The organism is Bradyrhizobium sp. IC4060, assembly GCF_020193715.1.
In the GTDB taxonomy this organism is placed as follows: domain Bacteria; phylum Pseudomonadota; class Alphaproteobacteria; order Rhizobiales; family Xanthobacteraceae; genus Bradyrhizobium; species Bradyrhizobium yuanmingense.
On sequence record NZ_JADYVJ010000004.1, the window covers coordinates 92,042 to 114,155 of the forward strand.

23 protein-coding genes are annotated in these 22,114 nt (G+C 63.7%); 7 read left to right on the forward strand and 16 right to left on the reverse strand.

Annotated features, from left to right (window positions below; all coding sequences use genetic code 11):
- Nucleotides 1–76 precede the first annotated feature (76 nt).
- Together I6F16_RS16400 and I6F16_RS16405 are read left to right on the forward strand one after the other, a co-directional pair.
- Nucleotides 77–1,879, forward strand: a complete 1,803-nt coding sequence (locus I6F16_RS16400; protein ID WP_225111890.1) for an ABC transporter ATP-binding protein — start codon at nt 77–79, stop codon at nt 1,877–1,879.
- A 33-nt stretch (nt 1,880–1,912) separates the two neighbouring features.
- Nucleotides 1,913–2,614: a fumarylacetoacetate hydrolase family protein gene (locus I6F16_RS16405; RefSeq protein ID WP_036029941.1), complete on the forward strand. Its 702-nt coding sequence runs from the start codon at nt 1,913–1,915 to the stop codon at nt 2,612–2,614.
- A 72-nt stretch (nt 2,615–2,686) separates the two neighbouring features.
- Here the strand turns inward: I6F16_RS16405 and I6F16_RS16410 are convergent, their stop codons facing one another.
- Entirely contained in the window at nt 2,687–3,145 is a 459-nt protein-coding gene (locus I6F16_RS16410; RefSeq protein WP_225112031.1) for a nuclear transport factor 2 family protein, read from the reverse strand.
- 166 nt (nt 3,146–3,311) lie between these two features.
- Between I6F16_RS16410 and I6F16_RS16415 the strand changes: the two genes are divergently transcribed.
- Nucleotides 3,312–3,860 (forward strand): periplasmic heavy metal sensor, encoded by a 549-nt coding sequence (locus I6F16_RS16415; RefSeq protein ID WP_036015773.1) that lies wholly within the window; start codon nt 3,312–3,314, stop codon nt 3,858–3,860.
- Nucleotides 3,861–3,953: 93 nt separating this feature from the next.
- Here the strand turns inward: I6F16_RS16415 and I6F16_RS16420 are convergent, their stop codons facing one another.
- The 3 genes from I6F16_RS16420 to I6F16_RS16430 form a co-directional block, all read right to left on the reverse strand.
- Nucleotides 3,954–4,883 (reverse strand): aspartyl/asparaginyl beta-hydroxylase domain-containing protein, encoded by a 930-nt coding sequence (locus tag I6F16_RS16420; protein ID WP_225111891.1) that lies wholly within the window; start codon nt 4,881–4,883, stop codon nt 3,954–3,956.
- 142 nt (nt 4,884–5,025) lie between these two features.
- Nucleotides 5,026–5,181 carry a hypothetical protein gene (locus I6F16_RS16425; RefSeq protein ID WP_007612486.1) on the reverse strand — a complete coding sequence of 52 codons (156 nt, stop codon included), beginning with the start codon at nt 5,179–5,181 and terminating at the stop codon, nt 5,026–5,028.
- A gap of 146 nt (nt 5,182–5,327) precedes the next feature.
- Nucleotides 5,328–6,251: a LysR family transcriptional regulator gene (locus tag I6F16_RS16430; RefSeq protein ID WP_225111892.1), complete on the reverse strand. Its 924-nt coding sequence runs from the start codon at nt 6,249–6,251 to the stop codon at nt 5,328–5,330.
- Nucleotides 6,252–6,463: 212 nt separating this feature from the next.
- On the opposite strand from I6F16_RS16430, the gene I6F16_RS16435 reads away from it, so the two are divergent.
- Both I6F16_RS16435 and I6F16_RS16440 read left to right on the forward strand, forming a co-directional pair.
- Complete coding sequence (locus I6F16_RS16435; RefSeq protein WP_225111893.1) at nt 6,464–7,174, forward strand: SDR family oxidoreductase; 711 nt, start codon at nt 6,464–6,466, stop codon at nt 7,172–7,174.
- A gap of 16 nt (nt 7,175–7,190) precedes the next feature.
- Nucleotides 7,191–7,427 (forward strand): 4-oxalocrotonate tautomerase family protein, encoded by a 237-nt coding sequence (locus I6F16_RS16440; RefSeq protein ID WP_193375002.1) that lies wholly within the window; start codon nt 7,191–7,193, stop codon nt 7,425–7,427.
- A 121-nt stretch (nt 7,428–7,548) separates the two neighbouring features.
- Here the strand turns inward: I6F16_RS16440 and I6F16_RS16445 are convergent, their stop codons facing one another.
- The 6 genes from I6F16_RS16445 to I6F16_RS16470 all read right to left on the reverse strand — a co-directional run bounded on the left by I6F16_RS16445 (nt 7,549) and on the right by I6F16_RS16470 (nt 14,723).
- Nucleotides 7,549–8,172 (reverse strand): phasin family protein, encoded by a 624-nt coding sequence (locus I6F16_RS16445; RefSeq protein WP_225111894.1) that lies wholly within the window; start codon nt 8,170–8,172, stop codon nt 7,549–7,551.
- Entirely contained in the window at nt 8,141–8,803 is a 663-nt protein-coding gene (locus tag I6F16_RS16450; protein WP_225111895.1) for a ParA family protein, read from the reverse strand. Before I6F16_RS16450 ends, I6F16_RS16445 begins: the two co-directional genes overlap by 32 nt.
- 142 nt (nt 8,804–8,945) lie before the next feature.
- Entirely contained in the window at nt 8,946–10,406 is a 1,461-nt protein-coding gene (locus I6F16_RS16455; protein ID WP_036015789.1) for an NAD(P)/FAD-dependent oxidoreductase, read from the reverse strand.
- A 159-nt stretch (nt 10,407–10,565) separates the two neighbouring features.
- Nucleotides 10,566–11,987, reverse strand: a complete 1,422-nt coding sequence (gene ahcY, locus I6F16_RS16460) for an adenosylhomocysteinase (protein WP_036015760.1) — start codon at nt 11,985–11,987, stop codon at nt 10,566–10,568.
- 123 nt (nt 11,988–12,110) lie between these two features.
- Nucleotides 12,111–13,307, reverse strand: coding sequence for a methionine adenosyltransferase (gene metK, locus I6F16_RS16465; protein WP_036015759.1), 1,197 nt, complete (start codon nt 13,305–13,307; stop codon nt 12,111–12,113).
- Nucleotides 13,308–13,367: 60 nt separating this feature from the next.
- Nucleotides 13,368–14,723 carry a hypothetical protein gene (locus I6F16_RS16470; protein WP_225112032.1) on the reverse strand — a complete coding sequence of 452 codons (1,356 nt, stop codon included), beginning with the start codon at nt 14,721–14,723 and terminating at the stop codon, nt 13,368–13,370.
- Between the two features lie 318 nt (nt 14,724–15,041).
- Between I6F16_RS16470 and I6F16_RS16475 the strand changes: the two genes are divergently transcribed.
- Complete coding sequence (locus I6F16_RS16475; protein WP_157784118.1) at nt 15,042–15,188, forward strand: hypothetical protein; 147 nt, start codon at nt 15,042–15,044, stop codon at nt 15,186–15,188.
- Nucleotides 15,189–15,348: 160 nt separating this feature from the next.
- On the opposite strand, the gene I6F16_RS16480 is transcribed toward I6F16_RS16475, so the two are convergent.
- The 6 genes from I6F16_RS16480 to I6F16_RS16505 all read right to left on the reverse strand — a co-directional run bounded on the left by I6F16_RS16480 (nt 15,349) and on the right by I6F16_RS16505 (nt 21,236).
- Nucleotides 15,349–16,467, reverse strand: coding sequence for a cobalamin-independent methionine synthase II family protein (locus I6F16_RS16480; protein ID WP_225111896.1), 1,119 nt, complete (start codon nt 16,465–16,467; stop codon nt 15,349–15,351).
- A 19-nt stretch (nt 16,468–16,486) separates the two neighbouring features.
- Nucleotides 16,487–17,203, reverse strand: coding sequence for an ABC transporter ATP-binding protein (locus I6F16_RS16485; protein WP_225111897.1), 717 nt, complete (start codon nt 17,201–17,203; stop codon nt 16,487–16,489).
- Nucleotides 17,196–17,951, reverse strand: coding sequence for an ABC transporter ATP-binding protein (locus tag I6F16_RS16490; RefSeq protein ID WP_036043305.1), 756 nt, complete (start codon nt 17,949–17,951; stop codon nt 17,196–17,198). Before I6F16_RS16490 ends, I6F16_RS16485 begins: the two co-directional genes overlap by 8 nt.
- Nucleotides 17,948–18,976: a branched-chain amino acid ABC transporter permease gene (locus I6F16_RS16495; RefSeq protein ID WP_225111898.1), complete on the reverse strand. Its 1,029-nt coding sequence runs from the start codon at nt 18,974–18,976 to the stop codon at nt 17,948–17,950. The genes I6F16_RS16490 and I6F16_RS16495 overlap by 4 nt, the downstream gene beginning before the upstream one ends.
- A gap of 8 nt (nt 18,977–18,984) precedes the next feature.
- Nucleotides 18,985–19,854, reverse strand: coding sequence for a branched-chain amino acid ABC transporter permease (locus tag I6F16_RS16500; protein WP_036015727.1), 870 nt, complete (start codon nt 19,852–19,854; stop codon nt 18,985–18,987).
- A 203-nt stretch (nt 19,855–20,057) separates the two neighbouring features.
- A complete protein-coding gene (locus I6F16_RS16505) occupies nt 20,058–21,236 on the reverse strand; it encodes an ABC transporter substrate-binding protein (protein ID WP_036015725.1) in 1,179 nt (392 codons plus the stop codon).
- Between the two features lie 576 nt (nt 21,237–21,812).
- On the opposite strand from I6F16_RS16505, the gene I6F16_RS16510 reads away from it, so the two are divergent.
- Nucleotides 21,813–22,094: a hypothetical protein gene (locus I6F16_RS16510; RefSeq protein ID WP_225111899.1), complete on the forward strand. Its 282-nt coding sequence runs from the start codon at nt 21,813–21,815 to the stop codon at nt 22,092–22,094.
- Nucleotides 22,095–22,114 lie beyond the last annotated feature (20 nt).

Consider the following 22,114-nt stretch of genomic DNA (forward strand, 5'->3'; position numbering starts at 1 on the left):
GCTTGAGCGGGCACAGAGGCCCATCGATCCCTGACGCGCGGGCAGGCTTTTGTCCTGCGCCGTCAATGGACACCGGATGGCCCAGTTTCCAAAGAAAATCACCGACGATCCCTACGCGGCAGCGGTCCTGATTCGCCGCCTGATCACGGAACAGGGAATCGTCTACTGGCGGCGCTACCTCGTGGCCTTCGCGCTGATGGCGCTCGCGGCCGGTGCGACCGCAGGCGCGACCTACGTGCTCGGCCAGGTCATCAACCAGGCCTATGTCGACAAGAACATCCCGGGCATCGCGATGTTTTCGGGGATCACGGTCGTTCTGCTCTTCATCAAAGGCGTGGCGACCTACGGCCACATGGTGATCCTGACCAAGATCAGCAACGCCATCCTCGCCACCAACCAGCGCCAGCTGTTCGCCAAGCTGATGCGCGAGAGCGTCGGCTTCTTTTCCGAGCGGCACTCCTCCGAATTCCTGGCGCGGCTGACCGCCGGCGCCAAGTCGATCACGGACGTGCTCAACATGCTGGTCAACGCCGTCGGGCGCGACCTCCTGATGCTGCTCGCCATGATCGGCGTGATGGTGTGGCAGGATCCGCTGATGTCGTTCATCGGCCTCGTCGCAGTGCCCCCGGCGATGCTGGTGCTGCGCAAGCTGGTCAAGCGCATCAAGGGCCTCGCCTTCAACCAGTTCACCGGCACCGCCGACATCATGGAGACGATGCAGGAATCGCTGCAGGGCATCCGCACCGTCAAGGCGTTCACGCTCGAAGAGACGATGCAGAGGCGCATCGACGAGAACATCGCGGTCGTCGAACGCAACGCCAACAAGATGGCCCGCGTCGCCAACCGCTCCAACCCGCTGATGGAGATGCTGGGCGGCTTCGCCGTCGCGGGCTGCCTGATGTATGGCGGCTATGCCGTGGTCGCGCTCAACGCCACGCCCGGCGCGTTCTTCTCCTTCATGACCGCATTCCTGATGGCGACCGAGCCGGCCAAGCGGCTGGCCCGGCTCAACATCGATCTCAACAGCCAGCTCGTCGGCGCCCGTATGCTGCTCGAGGTCGTCGACAGCCCCGCGAGCGAGCAGTCCGACGATGACAAGCCGGCGCTGAAGCTGACAGATGCCCGTATCGAGCTGCGCGATGTCAGTTTCTCCTATCGCTCGGGCGAGACGGTGCTCAACCGGATGAGCTTCGTCGCGGAGCCCGGCAAGGTGACTGCGCTGGTCGGCCCCTCCGGCGGCGGCAAGTCGACCGTGCTGGGCCTGCTCCTGCGCTTCTACGAGGTGACGCAGGGCGACATCGTGATCGACGGCCAGCCGATCTCGTCGGTCTCGCGCAAATCGCTGCGCGCCCAGACCGCCTATGTCGGCCAGGACGTCTATCTGTTCCGCGACACCATCCGCAACAACATCGCCTTTGGCAAGCCGGACGCCAGCGAGGACGAGATCGTCGAGGCGGCGAAGGCGGCCTGCGCGCACGACTTCATCACCGGCTTTCCGCTCGGCTACGACACGCCCGTCGGCGAGCACGGCACCCAGCTCTCGGGCGGACAGCGCCAGCGCATTGCGGTCGCGCGCGCGCTGCTCAAGAACGCGCCGATCATCCTCCTGGACGAAGCCACTGCCGCGCTCGATTCCGAATCCGAGCGGCAGGTGCAGGAGGCGATCGAGCATCTCTGCCAGAACCGCACCACCATCGTGATCGCGCACCGCCTGCACACCATCATGCACGCAGACAGCATCCTGGTGGTCGAAGGCGGCGAGATCGTCGAGCAGGGCCGCCATGACGAGCTGCTCCGTCGCGGCGGCCGCTATGCCTCGTTCTTCCGCCTGCAGCATCACGACGCCGGCGCTCTGGCGCCGATCAGCGCAACCGCATAGAGTTCGTTCCACCTCAAGAGCAGCGAGACCCGCATGAACGCCGCCTCCTACGTCATCCCGCTTCCGCCCCAGGCTTCGCTTCCCGTCGTCGGCGAGAGCGGCCGTTATCCGGTACGCCGCATCTGGTGCGTCGGCCGCAACTATCTCGAGCACATCCGCGAGATGGGCAATGACGAGCGCGCCCCGCCGTTCTTCTTCGCCAAGCATGCCGACATGCTGGTGCCCGACGGCGCCACCATTCCCTATCCGCCTCTGACCAAGGATCTGCATCACGAAGTCGAGCTGGTCGTCGCGATGAAGAGCGGTGGACTGAACATTCCCGCCGACAAGGCTCTGGACCACGTCTACGGCTACGCCGTCGGCATCGACCTCACCCGGCGCGATCTCCAGATCGCCTCGCGCAAGAAGGAGCGCCCGTGGGAGATCGGCAAGTCGTTCGACTATTCGGCGCCCTGCTCCGCGCTGCAGCCGGCCTCGAAGATCGGCCATCCCTCCAAGGGCAAGATCTGGCTGACGGTCAACGGCAAGGAAGCGCAGAAGGGCGACCTCACCGAGTTGATCTGGAACGTGCCCGAGATCATCTGGCAGCTCTCCCAGCAGGTGAAGCTCGCCGCCGGCGACATCATCATGACCGGCACGCCCGCCGGCGTGTCGCAGCTCCAGCCTGGCGACAAGCTCGAATGCGGCGTCGACGGCATCGGCACGCTGAAGGTCAGCATCGGCCAGCCGGAATAAGGCTCGCTGCAGCTCGAACTCAAAAGGCCCCGGAATGGGGCCTTTTGCATGTCGATCGTGCACGCGGTCGAGCTACCAGGCCTTTACCGGCCGATTGGCGTGGCTCGCCTGCGGCACACCGCGATTGAGCGACATGTGCGAATGCACGCACAGCCAGCCATCGCCGTTCCTCGAAAACACCATCGTCGCGCGGCCTGGGCGCGCGAACGTGCTGCCATCGGGATGATAGCCCGTGCTCGTCCACGGCGCGACGACGGTTGCCATCATACCGTCCGGTGATGCCAGAACGGAGGTCTGATCGAGGACGAAACGGAAGTCGGTCGTCTTCGGCCAGACATTGTCCCATTGGGTTTTGACCCATTGATCGAGGCCGGGGATGACGTCGCTATGGGTGCCGAAGGCGAGCACGTCCGGATCGAAGAGCGGCCGCGCCGAGGCGTAATCGACCTCTCGGACATAACCCGCGAAGGTGTCCAGCCATCGGCGGAAGAACTGCGTGATCTCAGTATTCGCGGTCGGCAAAGAGGTCATCACCTGCTCCACATTCGGCAACTCAATCACGGCGATCTTTGTTGCCATGGGCCGGACGATCCAGCAAGATTTGTGCTCCGGGATCACTCGATCGCGACAGGTGTCACGTCACAGCCGGGTTCGATGCTTCGACATCGGCCGGCTCCATTTTGTGGGAGCCAGATTCATGAACCGCGTCCTTCTGCTTGCAGCCTCCCTCCTCCTCACGGGCAGCACAGCCGGCGCGCAGTCCAGTCAACCCTATGCCGGCCTTGAGAAGCGCCCCATCAAGGCGCTGTCACAGCAACAGATCGACGATCTCCGCGCCGGACGCGGTATGGGCCTGGCTCTCGCTGCGGAGCTCAATGGATATCCCGGTCCCAGCCACGTCCTCGAGCTCAGTGATCGTCTCGGCCTGACCGCCGATCAGCGCGCCGAGGTTCAACGGCTGTTCGATGCCATGAAACAGGAAGCCGTTCCGCTGGGTAACAAGCTCGTCGAGCAAGAGAGAGCGCTGGAAGACCTCTTCTCTTCCCGCAGGGTCACATCGGAAGCGCTCAAGACCAGCATTGGCGCCATTGCCGAAACTCAGGGGCAGCTCCGCGAGAGCCACCTCAAATACCACCTCTCAACCGCTGCCGTGCTCGATCAGAGCCAGATGCAGCGATATGCAGAGTTACGGGGCTATCAGCGTCCCGACGGCTCCGCAGGGCACAAGCACAAGCACCATCACTAGACAATGCCGACCGAGATCAGACGATCGCGCTAGGGCGGATCGAGATGAGGCAACGGCCGACCAAGCTTCGCTGATCCGCCCCGCGCATTTGCCTCAATTCAGTGCCGAATACACGATCAGGCCGAGGATCAAGGCCGTCAGCGAGTATTTGAGCGTGTAGTAGACGTTGCGGTTCCACTCCTTCACCTTGCGGCTGGCAAGGTGGATCTCGTAGAGCTTGCCGAACACCTTGTTGAGCACGCCGACGTGCTCACCGTCGACATTCTGGGTCGCCGACGCCTTGACGATGTGATGGCTGACCCAGCGGTTGATCGCGGTCATGAAGCCGTATTTCATCGGGCGCTCGACATCGCAGAACAGGATGATGCGGTTGACGTCGGTCGCATTCTCGGCGCTGTGGATGAAGGTCTCGTCGAACATGAAGGCCTCGCCATCACGCCAGACGCATTCGACGCCATCGACGAGGATCCGGCACTTGTTCGAGTTCGGCGTGACCAGGCCGAGGTGATAGCGCAGAGAGCCGGCGAAGGGATCACGGTGAGCGCCGAGCTTGCCGCCGGGCGGCAGCATCGCGAACATCGCGCCATGCACGCTCGGGATCGATTTGAGTAGCTCCACCGTCGTCGGGCACAGCGTGTTCGCCGACGGCAGGAAGTCGTCGTACCATTTCAGGTAGAACCGCTTCCAGCCGCTCTTGAAGAACGAGTAGAAGCCCCAATCGTTGTTCTTCGCCGCCGCGCGGATAAAACCTTCATCGAACAGGCGCACGGCTTCGTCGCGGATGGTCTCCCAGTTCTCGCGGAGGGGCTTCAGCTCCGGAAACTGATCGACCGAGATCACCGGCTTGTTCGGCACCGCCGAGCCCGCATACATCAGCACATTGTAAGGTGCGAGATAGGTCGAGTGATCGCCGAGCTGGCGCGCGAAGCGCAGCCGCTGCTTGCCGCGGAAGTGGACGTAAATCGTCGAAGCCGCAAGCACGTACAAAATGACGAGCTGCGGCGCAAAAAGCTGTTTCAACATTTCCCCAATCCCCAAGTGACCCAGCCGGGGTGTCGTGTAGCCCGACCCGGCCGGAGCGGCAAGATATTCACCGCTGGGTTGCAATCACGCCGGGGAGAGCAAGGGGATGGACTGGGGTCCAAACCGGCCGAAACGAGCCGAATCAAGCCCGCGACAGCGCCTGCAGACCCTTGAAGGTCAGGCGCTTGGGGTCGGTGACGCCGGCGAGATAGAGGCGGCGGATGAAGGCGATGACGGCGTCGCGGTCGCAATCGGTCAGCGCGACGACGGCGTCGACCGCTATTCTCTGGGCTTCCATTGGGCTCACCTCGGCCTTGCGAGTAACCCCGGCCGAGACAGGGTAGGACTCATCCGTTAAATCGGCGTTAACCGTTCAGGAACCATCGCCGATTCAGCCGCCCCGCCGTATACGCGAAAACGCGCATTGCGGGGGCATGAAGCGGCTCAACGCGCCTTGGTGCTCTGCTTCAGCAGCGCAAACTGCTTCTTCAGCCGGGGCACGGCGAAGTCGGTGAAGGCGCGCACCTTGGGCACCGAAAGCCGGCCCTGCGGGCAGATCAGATGCGCCGGCATCTCCGGATCCTCGTCGTCCGCCAGCACGATCTCGAGCTCGCGGCGCGAGACCTGCTCGGCCACTTGGTACGAATACATCCGCGCCACGCCGCGCCCGGCCACAGTGGAGGCCACTGCCGCATAGGTGCTGTTGACGACGAGCCGCGGGGTGAACTGCACGGTGCGCGGCGCCGATGAGCCCGGCTGCGGCGCAAAGGTCCAGGAATTGGGCAGATGCGCCATCGCGACGATCTGGTGTTTGGCGAGATCGCCCGGCTCGGTGATGCGCGGATGTTGTTTCAGGTAGCGGGGAGCTGCCACCACGACGCGGCTGATCCCGCCGACCCGCATCGCCACCATCGCAGAATCCGCCAGCGGACCGATGCGAAGCGCGATATCGACGCCTTCCTCGATCAGATTGACCGCACGGTCGAACAGCAGGAGTTTTGCCGATACGGTCGGATAGGCGTCGAGAAACGTGTCGAGGATCGGCCGCAGTACCATCTCGCCGGAGACCACCGGAGCGGTGATCGTGAGCAGACCACGCGGAGCCGTGCGCGGTCCGGCCGCGATGTCCTCGGCCTCCTCCAGATCGGTGAGCACGCGGCGGCAGATCGCGACATAACGCTCGCCTTCCTCGCTCAGCTTAATCGAGCGTGTCGTCCGGTGCAGCAGCTCGGCGCCGACCCGCTGCTCCAGAAAGGCGATGGCGCGGCTCACCGCAGCCGGCGATCGGCCGAGCTTGCGTCCTGCGGCAGCCAAGCTGCCCTCGTCCACCGCAAGGACAAACACCTTCATCGCGTCCAGACGATCCATGCGCTCGCCGCAGCCCCCTGAGATTTCGGCTGAAAGCTAGGCGTTTGCGCCGGCTGCGACAACCTCCGCAAGGATCGATCCGGCATTCGTTCGCGTCGCGAAAGAGTGTCTGCCGGGCAGCGGATATTCGCAAGCAAGCCGCTGCAGCGTACCTCAACGCCCAAGCCAGCCGCCGCTGGCGCAGGTTTTCAAGCCAACAACAGGAGCCCGTCATGGGTATCGAGCAGAAGGTCGCCATCATCACCGGTGCATCGCAGGGTATCGGCGCCGCCCTGGTCCAGGGTTTTCGCGATCGCAACTATCGCGTCGTCGCAACGGCGCGCTCCATCAAGCCGTCGGGTGATGACGACGTCCTCGCCGTTGCAGGCGACATCGCCGAGCGGTCCACCGCAGAGCGCGTGGTGTCGCAAGCGATCGCCCGCTTCGGCCGAGTCGACACGCTGGTCAACAACGCGGGCATCTTCGTCGCAAAACCGTTCACCCAGTACACGGCCGAGGACTATGCCGCAGTTATGGGCACCAATGTCGCGGGCTTCTTCAACATCACGCAGCTTGCCATCGCCGAAATGGAGAAGCAGGGGTCTGGCCACGTCGTCCAAATCACGACGACGCTGGTCGATCAGGCCAATTCGAATGTGCCCTCGGTGCTGGCCTCGCTGAGCAAGGGTGGGCTGAACGCCGCGACCAAGTCGCTCGCGATCGAATACGCCAGGCGCGGCATCCGCGTGAATGCGGTGTCGCCCGGCATCATCAAGTCGCCGATGCACCCGGTCGCGACGCATGCCCAGCTCGACGCACTGCACCCGGTCGGCCATATGGGGGAGATGTCTGACATCGTCGATGCCGTGCTCTATCTCGAGGGCGCCTCCTTTGTCACCGGCGAAATTCTGCATGCCGACGGCGGCCAGAGCGCCGGCCACTGAGAGGAGGAGAACCACGATGCCCATCGTCACCATTAAAGTGACCCGCGAGGGAACGGCGCCGGGTGCGGCGTCGCTCACGGCGGAGGAGAAGGCCGCACTGATCAAGGGGTCGAGCGAGCTGCTGCGCGACGTGCTCGGCAAGCCGCTCGAGTCCACCTTCGTCGTGATCGAGGAAGTCGACACCGACAATTGGGGCTGGGGCGGCGTGCCCGTGCAGGAATTCCGCCGCCGCCGCGCCACGCAGACAGGATGATCTGCACGCCGTCGCGCGCAAGAGGATGACATGACCTCGGCACGATCGTCGGCCCGCTCGTCGCCGACCATCTCGGCGACCGCTCGGGTTTTGGTCCCGCCCTTCGCGCAGGCGAGCTGCATCACCTGGCACTGGGCTTTGTCATGCTTTGAGCAAGCGACCTCAGCAACTCGGTTTGCTTCAGGACCAACTCACATTGCTTTCGCGCATGCGTGCCCGACAGCTCAACCAACTCTGCCAGAGTCTTTGCACGCCCTAGCTCCCGCGCATACTCCAAGGTCGCGCCCGCATTAACCTTCATCAGTTCGAGCACGACGGTGCGACACTCGGCTGCCGTCCCAATCGCGTCGATAAGATCGCTTTCCACGACGACGGTTTCATTGGCCTCTGATGTCACACTGGCCAGCCGTGATTTTGCGAGGTCGTTGGCGAAGTTGAGCGTAGCGCTCATGCCGTCCAAAGCGCAGGCTTGATATCCCTTAGCCATGTCCACGATGAGATCAGTGCTGCTCGAAGGTTCAGGTCTTGCAACGATGACGCTGGCCGCTTCTTGTACCGGAACAGTCATCGGAGCAGGCGCTTCTTGCGCAATCTGCGGCGCATCTTGGGGGAAGACGGCGACTGAGCCCTGCGGCATGGCCAAGCCCTCGTCGACCGCACGGCTCACTTCCTCCGCCAGTTCCAGCAGCGAGCGACGCCCGGTGCGTGCAACGTCAGCAGGCAGCTTTGAGCGCGCCTTTCCCATAATCATCCGACTCCTGGGCCAAGTGCGCCGCGATCCAACCCCACAAACTTACAATTTCGTCCGAAGCTTTGCCCGCCGGTGCGAACTCCGTCACGCCCAACCCTGCTCCGAGTGCATCCTGGTGATCGTTACGCTGCGCAATAAACGGGAGTGCAAGCACGCCGAGCGAGCTTAGCGATGTGGCAGCTTCGCTCAGCCGGCACCCTCGCGTCGGTGTCTGATTGAGGATAAAGGCAAATCGGCGGTTGAGTCTGCGAATGGCGATCAGTGTAGGAATTGCGGCTTCGATATCGGCCGGGCTCGGGCGCGCCGGGATGAGACAGAGATCGGCGCAGGCGATGACGCGCATCGCCAAGCCGTTGGTCGTGGCAGCTGTGTCGATGATGGCAAGCGAGACGCCTTCGGCCTTCAGCCGCGCGATCAACGGTTCGATCTCGGCAGGATCGGCAACGCGCTCGACGCGGGGATAGGGAAGATCGCGGCGCTCTTTCCATTTCGAGATCGTACCTTGCGCGTCCGCCTCAATGAGAACGACACGCTCAGCGCGCTCCATTGCTGCCACCGCCAGTACAACGGACAGCGTACTCTTGCCGCTTCCGCCTTTTTGCGTGACCAGGGCAAGGACGTGCATGTCCTGCGCTCCCCTTAAGACGGCGACTACGCGAAACTCAGACGTTGTCGGAACTAAACTTCTTGCAGCGCAAAAATACTACCGCAAGTCGCGATTCGTCTCAAGCGAACGCGGGGCTATCCCGGTATCCTACGTAGCAAGATCAGGAATACTGCATCACGCCATCGTCGATCCGACCGAAGCGCAACGAGACGATGTCGAGCGCGTAGTTCTGGTGGAGCCGCCAGGGCCGCTTCGAGCCCTGCTTCGGCATCTTGGCGATCGAGCGCTGCACGTAGCCCGAGGTGAAATCGAGCGAAGGCTGCGCGGTGATAGTGGGATCATCGTTGTGCGGCATGCACTGGCGGAAATTGTGCCGGTCCATGTAATTGATGAGGCGACAGACATATTCGCAGGTGAGGTCGCATTTCAGCGTCCAGGACGCGTTGGTGTAGCCGAAGGCCGAGGCCATGTTCGGCACGTCGGCATACATCATGCCCTTGTAGGTCAGCGTGTTGGCGAAATCGACGGAGCGGCCGTCGACGCTGACCTCGAGGCCACCGGCGACCTGGAGCACCAGCCCGGTCGCCGTCACGATGATGTCGGCCGCCAGCTCGCGGCCGTCCTTCAGACGGATGCCATCATGCGTGAAGGTCTCGATCTCGCTGGTGACGACGCTGGCGCGCTGCTCGCGGATCGCCTTGAAGAGGTCGCCATCGGGCACGAGGCACAGCCGCTGGTCCCAGGGATTGTAGCGCGGCGTGAAGTGGGTCGCGACGTCGTAGTCCGGGCCGAGCGCCATCTGCACGCCCTTGAGGATCAGATCCTTCACCTTCGCCGGCCTGCGCCGGCTGAGCTGGAAGAAGAACATCCCCCACATCACGTTGCGCCAGCGGATCAGGTGATAGGCGAACTTCGCCGGCAGGTTGCGGCGCAGCTTGTTGGCGAGGATATCCTGCGCCGGCCGCGACACCACATAGGTCGGCGAGCGCTGCAGCATGGTGACCTGCTCCGCCTGCTTGGCGAGCTCCGGCACCAGCGTTACTGCTGTCGCGCCCGAGCCGATCACGACGACACGCTTGCCCGCGTAGTCGATGTCCTCGGTCCATTTCTGCGGATGCACGATGCGGCCGGCGAAATCAGCGGCGCCCTTGAACTCCGGCGTATAGCCCGCTTCGTATTTGTAATAGCCTGAGCACATGAATAGAAAGTTGCAGGTGAAGCGCACCAGCTCGGTCGCGCCCTCGCCCGTGATGCGCTCGGCCTCGACGGTCCAGCGCGCATCCGGCGTCGACCACGCCGCGCGCTTGACGCGGTGGTGGAAGCGGATGTGCTTGTCGATGCCGTTCTCGCTAGCAGTCTCGCGCACGTAGTTCAGGATCTGCGGCCCGTCGGCGATCGCCTTCGGATCAGTCCACGGCTTGAACGAATAGCCGAGGGTGAACATGTCGCTGTCGGAGCGGATGCCGGGATAGCGGAAGAGGTCCCAGGTGCCGCCGATGCAATCGCGTCCCTCGAGGATGACGTAGCTCTTGGCCGGACACTTGGTCTGCAGATGATAGCCGGCGCCGATGCCTGATAGCCCGGCGCCGACGATCAGCACGTCGAAATGTTCTTGTTGCATGGTTTCCTCCGCCGGGGCGGATTGTCCGCCTGCCGCTGCTGGCCGTCAATCGGCAATCAACGTGCCGCAACTGCAAAGCGAGTTGAATTCCATGCCCCGAAACAACAAAGCCCCGGATCGCTCCGGGGCTTTGCGTCGATGGTTGGTCGAACCGGTGGCTCAGTAGCGGTAGTGGTCCGATTTGTACGGGCCTTCCTGCTTCACGCCGATATAGTCGGCCTGGTCCTTGCGGAGCTCGGTGAGCTTGACGCCGATCTTGGAGAGGTGCAGGCGGGCGACCTTCTCGTCGAGCGTCTTGGGCAGCACGTAGACCTTCTTCTCGTACTTGCCGTCCTTGTTGTTGGCGAACAGCTCGATCTGCGCCAGCGTCTGGTTGGTGAAGGACGCCGACATCACGAAGGACGGATGGCCCATCGCATTGCCGAGGTTCACGAGGCGGCCCTCCGACAGCAGGATGATGCGGTGCTTGTCGGGGAACTCGATCTCGTCGACCTGCGGCTTGATGTTGGTCCACTTCAGATTGCGCAGAGACGCGATCTGAATTTCGTTGTCGAAGTGGCCGATGTTGCAGACGATGGCGCGATCCTTCATCGCGCGCATGTGTTCGATGGTGATGATGTCCTTGTTGCCGGTGGCGGTGACGAAGATGTCGGCCCGCGGCGCGGCGTCTTCCATGGTCACAACCTCGTAGCCTTCCATCGCCGCCTGCAGCGCGCAGATCGGATCGACCTCGGAGACCATGACGCGGCAGCCGGCCTGGCGCAGCGAGGCGGCCGAGCCCTTGCCGACGTCGCCGAAGCCGGCGACCATCGCTACCTTGCCCGACAGCATCACGTCGGTGCCGCGGCGGATGCCGTCGACCAGCGATTCACGGCAGCCATAGAGGTTGTCGAACTTCGACTTGGTGACGCTGTCGTTGACGTTGATGGCCGGCCACAGCAGCGTGCCCGCTTTCTGCATGTCATAGAGACGATGCACGCCGGTGGTGGTCTCTTCGGAGACGCCCTTGATGCTGTTGGCGATCCCCGCGAAGTAGCCCTTCGGCTTTTCCTTGAGCTGCTTCTTCAGAAGCGCGAAGAATACTTCCTCCTCCTCGGAGCCGGGCTTGTCGAGGAAGGCGGTGTCGCCGTTCTCCGCGCGCAGACCGAGATGGACATACATGGTGGCGTCACCGCCGTCATCGAGGATCATGTTCGGGTGACCGCCGCCGTGCCAGTCGAACAGCTTGGCGGTGTAGTCCCAGTACTCGGTCAGCGTCTCGCCCTTGACGGCGAAGACGGGAATGCCGGCGGCGGCGATCGCAGCGGCAGCGTGATCCTGCGTCGAATAGATGTTGCAGGAGACCCAGCGGATGTCGGCGCCGAGCGCGGCGAGCGTCTCGATCAACACGCCGGTCTGGATCGTCATGTGCAGCGAGCCGGCGATGCGCGCGCCCTTCAGCGGCTGCTTCGGGCCGTACTCCTCGCGGGTGGCCATCAGGCCAGGCATCTCGGTCTCGGCCAGCGAGAGCTCCTTGCGGCCGAAATCGGCGAGCGAAATGTCCTTGACGATGTAATCGGTGAAGCCGGGCTTCGCGTTCATGGCGAGTGTCCTGTTGTTGAACTCGTCATTCCGGGGCACTTCCAAGAGGCGAACCCGGAATCTCGACGTGATAGATGAGGATCCCGGGGTCGCTCGCGTACGCGCCCCGGGATGTCGCGTTTATTAGAGCGCGCGCTTGAGCTGCTCGACGAGGTCGGTCTTCTCCCAGGAGAAGCCGCCCTCGTTGTCGGGCGTGCGGCCGAAATGGCCGTAGGCCGAGGTGCGCGCGTAGATCGGCCGGTTGAGATCGAGATGAGTGCGGATGCCGCGCGGGGTGAGGTCCATCGCCTTGGCGGCGGCCTTCTCGAGCTGATCTTCCGAAACCTTACCGGTGCCGTGGGTGTCGATGTAGATCGACAGCGGACGTGCCACGCCGATGGCATAGGCCAGCTGCAGCGTGCAGCGGTCGGCAAGGCCGGCGGCGACGATGTTCTTCGCGACGTAGCGTGCGGCATAGGCCGCGGAGCGGTCGACCTTGGTCGGATCCTTGCCGGAGAACGCGCCGCCGCCATGCGGGGCCGCGCCGCCATAGGTGTCGACGATGATCTTGCGGCCGGTCAGGCCGGAATCGCCGTCGGGACCGCCGATGTAGAACTTGCCGGTGGGGTTGATGTGCCAGATTGTCTTCGCGGTGATCCAGTCCTTCGGCAGCGCCTCGCGCACATAGGGCTCGACGATCTCGCGAACCTGGTTCGAGCTGAGGTCGGGAACCAGATGCTGGTGCGACACGACGATCTCGCGCACGCCGACCGGCTTGCCGTTCTCGTACTGCACGGTGACCTGGCTCTTGGAGTCCGGACCCAGCACCTTCTCCTTGCCGGAGTGGCGGGCTTCCGAGATCAGGCGCAGGATCTTGTGGGCGTAGAAGATCGGCGCCGGCATCAGATCGGGCGTCTCGTTGGTGGCGTAGCCGAACATGATGCCCTGGTCGCCCGCGCCTTCTTCCTTGACCTCGCCCGGCTGCAGCGCATCGACGCCCTGGGCGATGTCGGCCGATTGCGGATGCAGGAGGATCTCGATGTCGCAGGTCTTCCAGTGGAAGCCTTCCTGCTCGTAGCCGATGTCCTTGATCGCGCCGCGGACGACGCCCTCGATCTGCTCGTTGGTCACCGACTTCGGGCCGCGGGTCTCGCCGGCGATCACCACCTTGTTGGTGGTCGCGAGCGTCTCGCAAGCGGCGCGGATTTGCCAGGGGTCGATGCCCGCCTTAGGCCCTTCACGGTAGAACAGGTCGACGATCTCATCGGAGATCCGGTCACAGACCTTGTCCGGATGGCCCTCGGACACGGACTCGCTGGTGAAGAGATAGGACGCGCGCATCAGTAACCCCTTGTTCCGCCGCTAGCCGGCGGGCGTTTGCGATGTTTACTTTTGATGATGTCAATCACGCCGGCGCGAGATGACGTAGGATTCGTCGAGAAACCAGAGCCCGTTGTACTTCCGCAGCACATCCCTGGCGGCATCCAGAGTGCGGCCGTTTTGAGTCATTTCTGTCAATCGGTCGTCCTCAATCTGAGCCACATACACCGCCGCATTCCACGCTGCAAAGGCCGTCGAGGTTCCGATGGTGCCGGTGACCTCGTTGGGCAGAGCTTCCATATCATACCTGAAGATCGAACGATTGTCCGCGTATGCATTAAAATTTAAGTCGCGGCCCACCGATCCAAGTTCATACTTAACGGCACGCAGTAGCTCATGACGGCTGACTGAGAAAGGATTTTCTCCCGGCCAGATCGCCTGGATCATTTCCATGCCCGGATCCTGCCCATGGGAGTGGATACCGATCAGCCTGCCGCCCGGCCGCAGCGCCCGCGCCAGAGGTGCAATGATCCGCTTGGCCCGGAAATTGACCGATGACAGGGCCCGGTACGGCTGGGATGCGATGACGAGGTCGAAATTGGCCTCAGTCTGACCTGGCCGCGGAATGGTCGAATCCAGCAGGAACCTGTGGTCCTCGCGATAGAGCACGAGGACGACCGGCCGCTCGTAGAGCGGCATGGCCGTGCGCGGGCTGATCGCAGCGCGCCAGTTCTGCTCCAGAAACGGCCTCAGCTCCGCGATCTGCTGCTCGAACTCGCCCGACGAAGCGCCGCGGAGCGGCACCTCGTGCCAGACGGTGGCGGCCGCCGCGGCGGGCGACGCTGGCGTCAGCCAGGGCGCCTCGGCGTAGAACATGTTGGTGAACACGAACACCGATGCCGGGTGCTCGAAAATGCGGTCCGGCACCTTCTCCAGCGTCAGGCGCAAATCCTCCAGGCTGAGTTCCTTGCCCGCGACGTAGAACGGCATGTGCGGAAAGCGCTGGTGCGTGGCGCGCAGCACCCGCGCCAGCACCGTGCCGTCGCCGACGCCGGCGTCGAACAGACGCAGCGCCGGCGGGCGCGGATGGATGGAGCTCAGCTCCAAGGCAACCCTGTCTGCGATCACCCGCTTTTCGCTGCAGGTGTGGACGAACAGCAGATATTTCTGGCGGTTCTCGAAGAAGCGGAAATTGCCGCGCGGATCGCGCTTCTCGGGGGGCACCTGAAGTCCCCGCGGCGGCGGCACGCCGCCGGCCATCGAGGCCGCCATATAGGCCTGGATCCGCTCCAGCGTGTCGATGGTGATGCGCTTTCCCTCGCGCAGGCGATGCACCAGCTTCCCATCGTTCACTGCGCGCCGGCCGAACGTCGATTCCGCCATGTCCGCCTTGCGGCAGAAGTCGGTGATCTGGCTCAGGATTTCGTCGTTCTTCATGAGTGGGAAATCGGTGGGCAGACGGATTGGGACCAACCTCCTAGCAAAATCTGCCCACTGAGGGAATAGCGGATCCAAGCGCCTCCTTCACAGTTTGCTCCGGCCGCGAGCCGCGCCCCACTCTGGCCCCGCCGAGCAACAACTGGCGCTTCTCCTCTGATCGCCTCCTTACCGTGCGCGCCTGCCCGGTCGCCCTGCTCGCCGCGCTCCTGTGGTCCGCCCGCGGTCGCGCAGGCACGCGCAATCAGCTCGAGCCGAGCTGCACGGCGGACACGACGCCGCAGACAAGATGATCAATTCCTGCGAAGGAATCATCGCGTGGGAGGTGCAGGGGCACGGCCCGCCGAGCGGCACGAGCTCAATCGCGGCAAGGCCAGGCGCGGCAAGGTGATCTCGACCCCGAAGAACAAGCATGTGCCCATGGTCGAACTCCTCTCTGTGGGGGTCTATCTGGCGGAGAAGTGACTCGTGCCCGGACGCAGCGCAGCGCTTCTCAGCGGTGCTCTGCAGAGGTGAGGCCTATAGCTCCGCGCAGCAAGTCGAGCAGCATGGGCCCCGGCTCTGCGCAGCAACGCTGGAGCGTTGCTGCGCGTCCGGGACACGGGTGAGCCTTAACGGCGGAGCCTTACTGCCCCCACACTTCCTTCGCGATCTCGACCGCGAGGCTGAGCTTGGCCCACTGCTCCTCCTCGGAGAGGATGTTGCCCTCTTCCGTCGAGGCAAAGCCACATTGCGGCGACAGCGCGAGCTGCTCCAAGGGCGCGAACTTGGCGGCTTCTTCCAGGCGTCGCTTGATGTCGTCCTTCTTCTCGAGCTCGCCGAACTTCGAGGTGATGACGCCGACCACGACAACCTTGTTGCCCTTGGGCAGGAAGCGCAGCGGCTCGAAACCGCCGGCGCGGTCGCTGTCGTACTCCAGGAAGTAGCCGTCGTAATTGGTGCCGGCGAGCATGGTCTCGGCCACCGGCTCGTAGCCACCCGAGGAAATCCAGGTCGAGCGGAAATTACCGCGGCAGACGTGGGTCGTCACCACCATGTCGGCCGGCTTCTCCGCCAGCGCGTAGTTGATGATGCGCGCATAGATCTGTTGCAGCCCATCCGGATTATCGCCGCGCTCGCGTGCCTTCTGCAATTCGTCCTGCGAGCAGAGATAGGCCCAGACGGTGTCGTCGAACTGGAGATAGCGGCAGCCGGCGTCGTAGAACGCCTTCACGGCCTTGCGGTAGGTCTTGCCGAGATCTTCGTAGAAGGTGTCGAGATCGGGATAGACGTCCTTGGAGATCGACTTGCGTCCGCCGCGGAAGTGGAGCACTGCCGGCGAAGGGATCGTCATCTTGGCGGTGACGTGAGCCTGGTCGGCGACCTTCTTCAGGAAGCGGAAGTGGTCCAGCATCGGGTGGCTGTCTGGAAAGTCGAGCTTGCCGATGACGCGGACCGCATCGTGACGGGTCTGCACGCCCGTGAACTGGATGCCGGTGTCGGGGTGAAACAGCTCGCAGCCGGTGAGCTTGGCCAGGAAGTCGAAATGCCACCAGGAGCGGCGGAATTCGCCGTCGGTCGCGAGCTTCAGCCCGATCGAGGCCTGCTTGTGCACGACCTTCTCGATCTCCATGTCCTCGATCTTGCGCAGATCGTCGGCCGAGATCTCGCCCTTCTCCAGCCGGCTACGGGCTTCCTTGATCTTGAGCGGACGCAGGAGGCTGCCGACCTCGTCGGCGCGGAAGGGGGCTGTGGTTCGCTGCATGTGTTACTCCCTGGACATCTTAGTGGGCCGCCGCCCCGGCGACGCCGAGATGGCGCTCCAGGACAGAGGGGTCGGTCTTCAGCGCGGCGCTCGGAGCGTCGTGGACGATCGTTCCGCGCTCCAATATCACAACGCGATCGGCGAGCCCCAGAATCTTTTGGGCATTCTGCTCTACGATGATCGAGCAGATACCTCCGGACCGGGTGATGGTCCCGATCGCCTTCAAGAGTTCCTCGACGATGATGGGCGCAAGGCCCTCCATCGGCTCGTCCAGCAGCAGGACTTTCGGATTGAGGGTAAGTGCGCGACCGATCGCCAGCATCTGCTGCTCGCCGCCGGAGAGCTGGTTGCCGAAATTGCTCCGCCGCTCCTTCAGCCGCGGGAACATCTCGTACACCTTCTCGACCGTCCAGGGACCGGGCTGCGCTACGGCGGTCATGTTCTCTTCCACCGTCAGCGAGCGGAAGATGTTACGCTCCTGCGGCACCCAGCCGATGCCGGCGCGCGCCCGCTGGTCGGGCCGCATCGCCGTGACATCGGTGCCGGCCAGCGCAATGGAGCCTGCGAAGCGGCGCGTGACGCCGACGATGGAGTTGATCAGCGTGGTCTTGCCGGTGCCGTTGCGCCCGAGCAGCGCCAGCACCTGTCCTTCGGCGAGGCTGAGCGTCATCTTCGGCAGCACCACCGCCTCGCCGTAGCCGGCGCGAAGCGAATCGATCGCGAGCAGGTCAGACATCGACCGCCTCCTCGCCGAGATAGACCGCCTTCACCTGCGGATCGCGCGCGACCTCTTCGGGCGGGCCTTCGGTCAGCAGCGCGCCCGAGACTAGCACCGAGATGCGATCAGCGAAGGAGAACACGAGGTCCATGTCGTGCTCGATCAGGAGCACGGTGACGTCCCGCGGCAGGCTGCCCACGACGGCGAGAATGTCGTGGCGCTCGCTCTCGGGCACGCCGGCGGCGGGCTCGTCGAGCAGCAGCACGCGCGGCTTGGCCGCAATGGCCACCGCGATCTCGAGCAGGCGCTGCTTGCCGTAGGGCAGCGTCACGGTCTCTTCGTTCATGACGTCGAGCAGATGGAAGCGGGAGAGCAGATCGGCGGTCTCGCCATTGACGTCACTGCGCGTGCCCATCCGTCGCCACCAGTCGCCGCCATGGCCGAGGCGCTCGGAGACCGCGAGCCCGATGGTCTCCAGGGGAGTCAGGTCCGGGTAGAGCTGGTTGATCTGGAACGTGCGCGACAGTCCGCGCAGCACGCGCTTGTGCACCGGCAGATCGGTGATGTCCTGACCTTCGAGCAGGATGCGGCCTGCGTTCGGCTTCAGCACGCCGGTGAGCTGGTTGATGACCGTGGTCTTGCCGGCACCGTTCGGGCCGATCAGCGCGTGGCGGGCGCCCTGCTCGACCTTCAAAGACAGATCGCGGGTGACGCGCAGGCCGCCGAACTGCTTTTCGAGATTTTGGGTTTCGAGCGCGATGGTCATGAATCGCTCTCCGGCACGGCGACGATCGCCTTGCGGCCCGCAATCTGCCTGATGATCAGGTTCGGCACATACAGCACCCAGCGATGCAGGCGCTGGCGGCCGACCAGCACGATCACGACCAGCACGAGGCCGATCCAGAACTGCCAGTATTGCGGCGTGATGGTCGAGAACAATTCCTGGAGCAGGCGGAAGATCACCGCGCCGACCAGCCCGCCGTAGAGATAGCCGGTACCGCCGATCACCAGCACCAGCATCAGGTCCGCGGAGCGCTCGAAGGCGAACACGTCGAGCGAGGCGATCGCGGTCGTCTGGGTGAACAGCGCGCCCGCAATGCCGGCATAGAACGCAGCCAGCGTATAGATCGCGACCAGGCGGCGGTTGACCGGAATGCCAATGGCGGCGGCGCGGAGAGGATTGTTCTTGATGGCGCGCAGCGACAGGCCGAACGGGGAATTTACGACGCGGCGGGCCAACAGGAACAGCAGGAACAACACGGCGAGCGAATAGAAGAAGCCGGCCTTGCCGAACATGTCGAACGGGATCTCGCCGAAGATCGGCTGCATCTCGATGCCCTGCAGGCCGTCGGTCCCACCGGTGATATTGGAGAAGCGCTCGGCGAGCGCTTCCAGCAGCAACGCAATGCCGAGCGTCACCATCAGGCGCGTCAGGTCGACGCCGCGGATCACCAGAAAGCTGGTGGCAAAGCCGAGCACCATGGCGGCAAGGCCGGCGACGATCAGCGCCAGCACGGGCTCCTTGACGATGCCATGCAGCGCCAGCAGCCCCGCGGCATAGGCGCCGACGCCGAAGAAGGCGGCATGGCCCAGCGAAACGATGCCGGCATAGCCGAGGATGAGATCGAGCGACATCGCGAACAGCGCGAGGCGCAGGATGTCGGTCATGATCAGATAGCGCGACGGAAATGCGAAGCCGCAGGCCAGCACGATCAGCCAGAAGGCGATTTCGCCGTAGTGCCAGCGCGCCTGGCGCTGGGCATGGTAGCCGACGTCGGAAGCAGCGCTCATCGGTGAACTCAACGCGCGGCCGTGCGGCCGAACAGGCCGTTCGGACGCCAGATCAGGATCACGATCATGATGGTGTAGATCACGAAGGGGCCCATCTTCGGCACGTAATATTTGCCGGCGACGTCGCCGATGCCGAGCAGCAGCGAGGCGAGGAACGGGCCCGTTATCGAGGAGGAGCCGCCGACGGTGACCACGATCAGGAAGTAGATCATGAACTTCAGCGGGAAATACGGATCGAGGCCGAGGATCTCGGCGCTGAGCGCGCCGCCGAGGCCGGCGAGCCCGCAACCGAAGGCAAAAGTGAAGGCGAATACCTGCGGCACGTTGATGCCGAGACCGCTCGCGGCGCGGGGGTCATCGACCGCCGCCCGCAGGCGGCTGCCGAAACGCGTCTTCGCCAGCACCATTTGAAGCGCGATGGTCAGCAGGCCGCAGATCACGATGATCATCAGCCGGTAGCGGCCGATGCCGACGCCGAACAGATCGAACTGGCCTTGGAGCGCGGCGGGCAAATTGATGAAGACCCGCGAGGATCCCTGGATGTAATCGACGGCTGCCACCGACATGAAGGTCAGGCCGATCGTGAACAGCACCTGGTCGAGATGGCTGCGGGCGTAGAGATGACGGTACAGCGTCCGTTCGAGCGCGATGCCGATTGCAGCCGAGGAGACGAAAGCGAGCGGCAAAGCGGCGAAGAACGGCCAACCCATCCGGTTGACCAGCACCATGCAGATATAGCCCCCCGCCATCGCGAAGGCGCCGTGGGCGAGATTGACGAAGTTCATCAGGCCCAGCGTGACCGCGAGCCCGCAGGCGAGCACGAACAGCAGCATGCCGTAAGCGACGCCATCGAACAGGTTGGTGAGGATTGCGGTCATCAGCAGTCGAGGGTCATCTCAAGTGTGGCCAAGGGCCGTGCTGCACTCCCTCTCCCGCTTGCGGGAGAGGGTTGGGGAGAGGGTCTTTCCACTTGGAGGATTCCCGACGACGAGAGAACCCTCACCCGGCGCTCCGCGTCGACCTCTCCCGCAGGGACAGGCGGGAGAGGTGAGGAGAGCCCCGGATGACGCGCTTTCGCGCGTCACTTCTTGGTCTTGCCGAGATCTTTGACAGCCTCGAAGGTCGCGAACTCGACATTGTAGAGTTCGCCATCCACTTTCTCGACCTTGCGGATGTAGATGTTCTGCACGATGTCGCGGGTCTCGGGGTCGATCGAGATCGGACCGCGCGGGCTCTCCCACTTCTGGCCCTTCATGGCCTCGATCAGCTTGTCGCCGTTGGTGTCGCCACCTGTCTTCTTCAGCGCCTCGTAGATCAGGTGGATGCCGTCGTAGCCGCCCACGGCCATGAAGCCCGGACGGTTGCCGAAGGCCTTCTTGTAGGCCGCGACGAAATCCTTGTTCATCTGCGAGGGGTGCGCCGCGGAATAGAGATGCGCGGTGACCGTGCCGAGCACGGCGTCGCCCATGTTGTTGAGCAGATCGTCGTCGGTGACGTCGCCCGGCCCGATCACCTTGATGCCGGCCTTGTCGAGGCCACGCTCGGCATATTGCTTCATGAAGTTGCCGCCCTGGCCCGCCGGCACGAACACGAAGATCGCGTCCGGCTTTGCGTCCTTCATGCGCTGCAGGAACGGAGCGAAGTCGGGGTTCTGCAGCGGCACCTTGACTTCTTCGACCACCTCACCGCCGCCGGCCGTGAAATGCTGCTTGAAGAAGTTGAGGGCGTCATTGCCCGGCGCGTAGTCCGAGGTCAGCGTCGCGACCTTCTTGATGCCGTTCTTCACCGCCCAATCGCCGATGATGGTCGAGGACTGCGCCAGCGTGAAGCTGGTGCGCACGATATAGGGCGAACGTTCGGTGATAATGGAGGTGCCGGCCGCCATCACGACTTCAGGAATCTTGGCCTGGGTAGCCAGCGGCGCGGCGGCGAGCGCGGCCGGCGTCACGCCGAAGCCGGCGATGAAGTTGACCTTGTCGTTGACGATCAGCTCCTGCGCGGCAGTCTTGGTCTTATCCGGGATCGCCGCGTCGTCCTTGACGATGATTTCGATCTTCTTGCCGGCGACGGTGTCGCCCTTCTGCTGCATGTAGAGCTTGATCGCGTTCTCGATCTGCTTGCCGGTCGAGGCCTGGCCGCCGGTCATCGGCAGGATCAGCCCGATCTTGACCGTGTCTTGCGCCTTGGCAGGCGCGACGGCCGCGAGGCCCGCGATCGCAACGACCGCTGCGGTGCGTAAAAAAATCCTGCGTTCGAACATCAGATGTCCCTCCCCTTCATTCCTCACCTCTTGTGCGGCGGACCGAGTACCCGGTCCTTGCCGCGCTTCACTCACGGACAAGCCATGCCGTGCGGCCACATGGCGTCCTCTGTAACCCCGTTGTCAATCGAACGTTGGGCGACCATTCGGCGCAAGCCGCGCAATCTGCCTCAACAACGGCGGAGAGCTATTTGTACGATTGTACAAATGAAATGGTCCTGTCAACGAAAAAGCCCTGTGACACTGGGCCGGAGGGCGATGGCTTTGCCACCCTACGAGGGCCGCACCACACCGGGGATGGAGGATTCAGTCTCTCATTTGCAGAATCCGGACATCTTAAGTGCGGCCGTGGCATGCCCCGTCCTACGATCCGTCCAATGACAAATACCCGGTGTATACCGTACCAACGGCGGCGACCTCATCAAGTACAAAATATGCTTATTATAATACCTTCTCTGTATACAGCTTTGCCCTCCCTCGAATAGGCCAATTTTACCTATTGAGAGATATGGTTGCCGCTAACGCCTATGGCGCTCCACCATCCGCGCCCCGTCGGGGGCACGACCAGAGATATTCATGCGTTCTCGCTCGCTTTCGATCGCCGCCGCACTCGCCCTGCTCAATCTCGCAGGCTGCGGGACGGTCAACGAGAAGCTCTCCACCGGGATGGGCGACTACGTCCCGCAATGGGCCGGCGGCCTGCCCGCTGATGCGCCGCCGCGGCCCGGCACGCCGCAATACGATGCCTACATGAAGGAGCGCGAGCGCAAGCGGCTGATGCCGGCGACCGATCGCGAGAAGGAAGAACAGGCCCAGAAGGGCGCGACGGGGACGACGTCGGCCGGCGCGGGGCGCTGAGGAAGCGAATGGCGAACAGG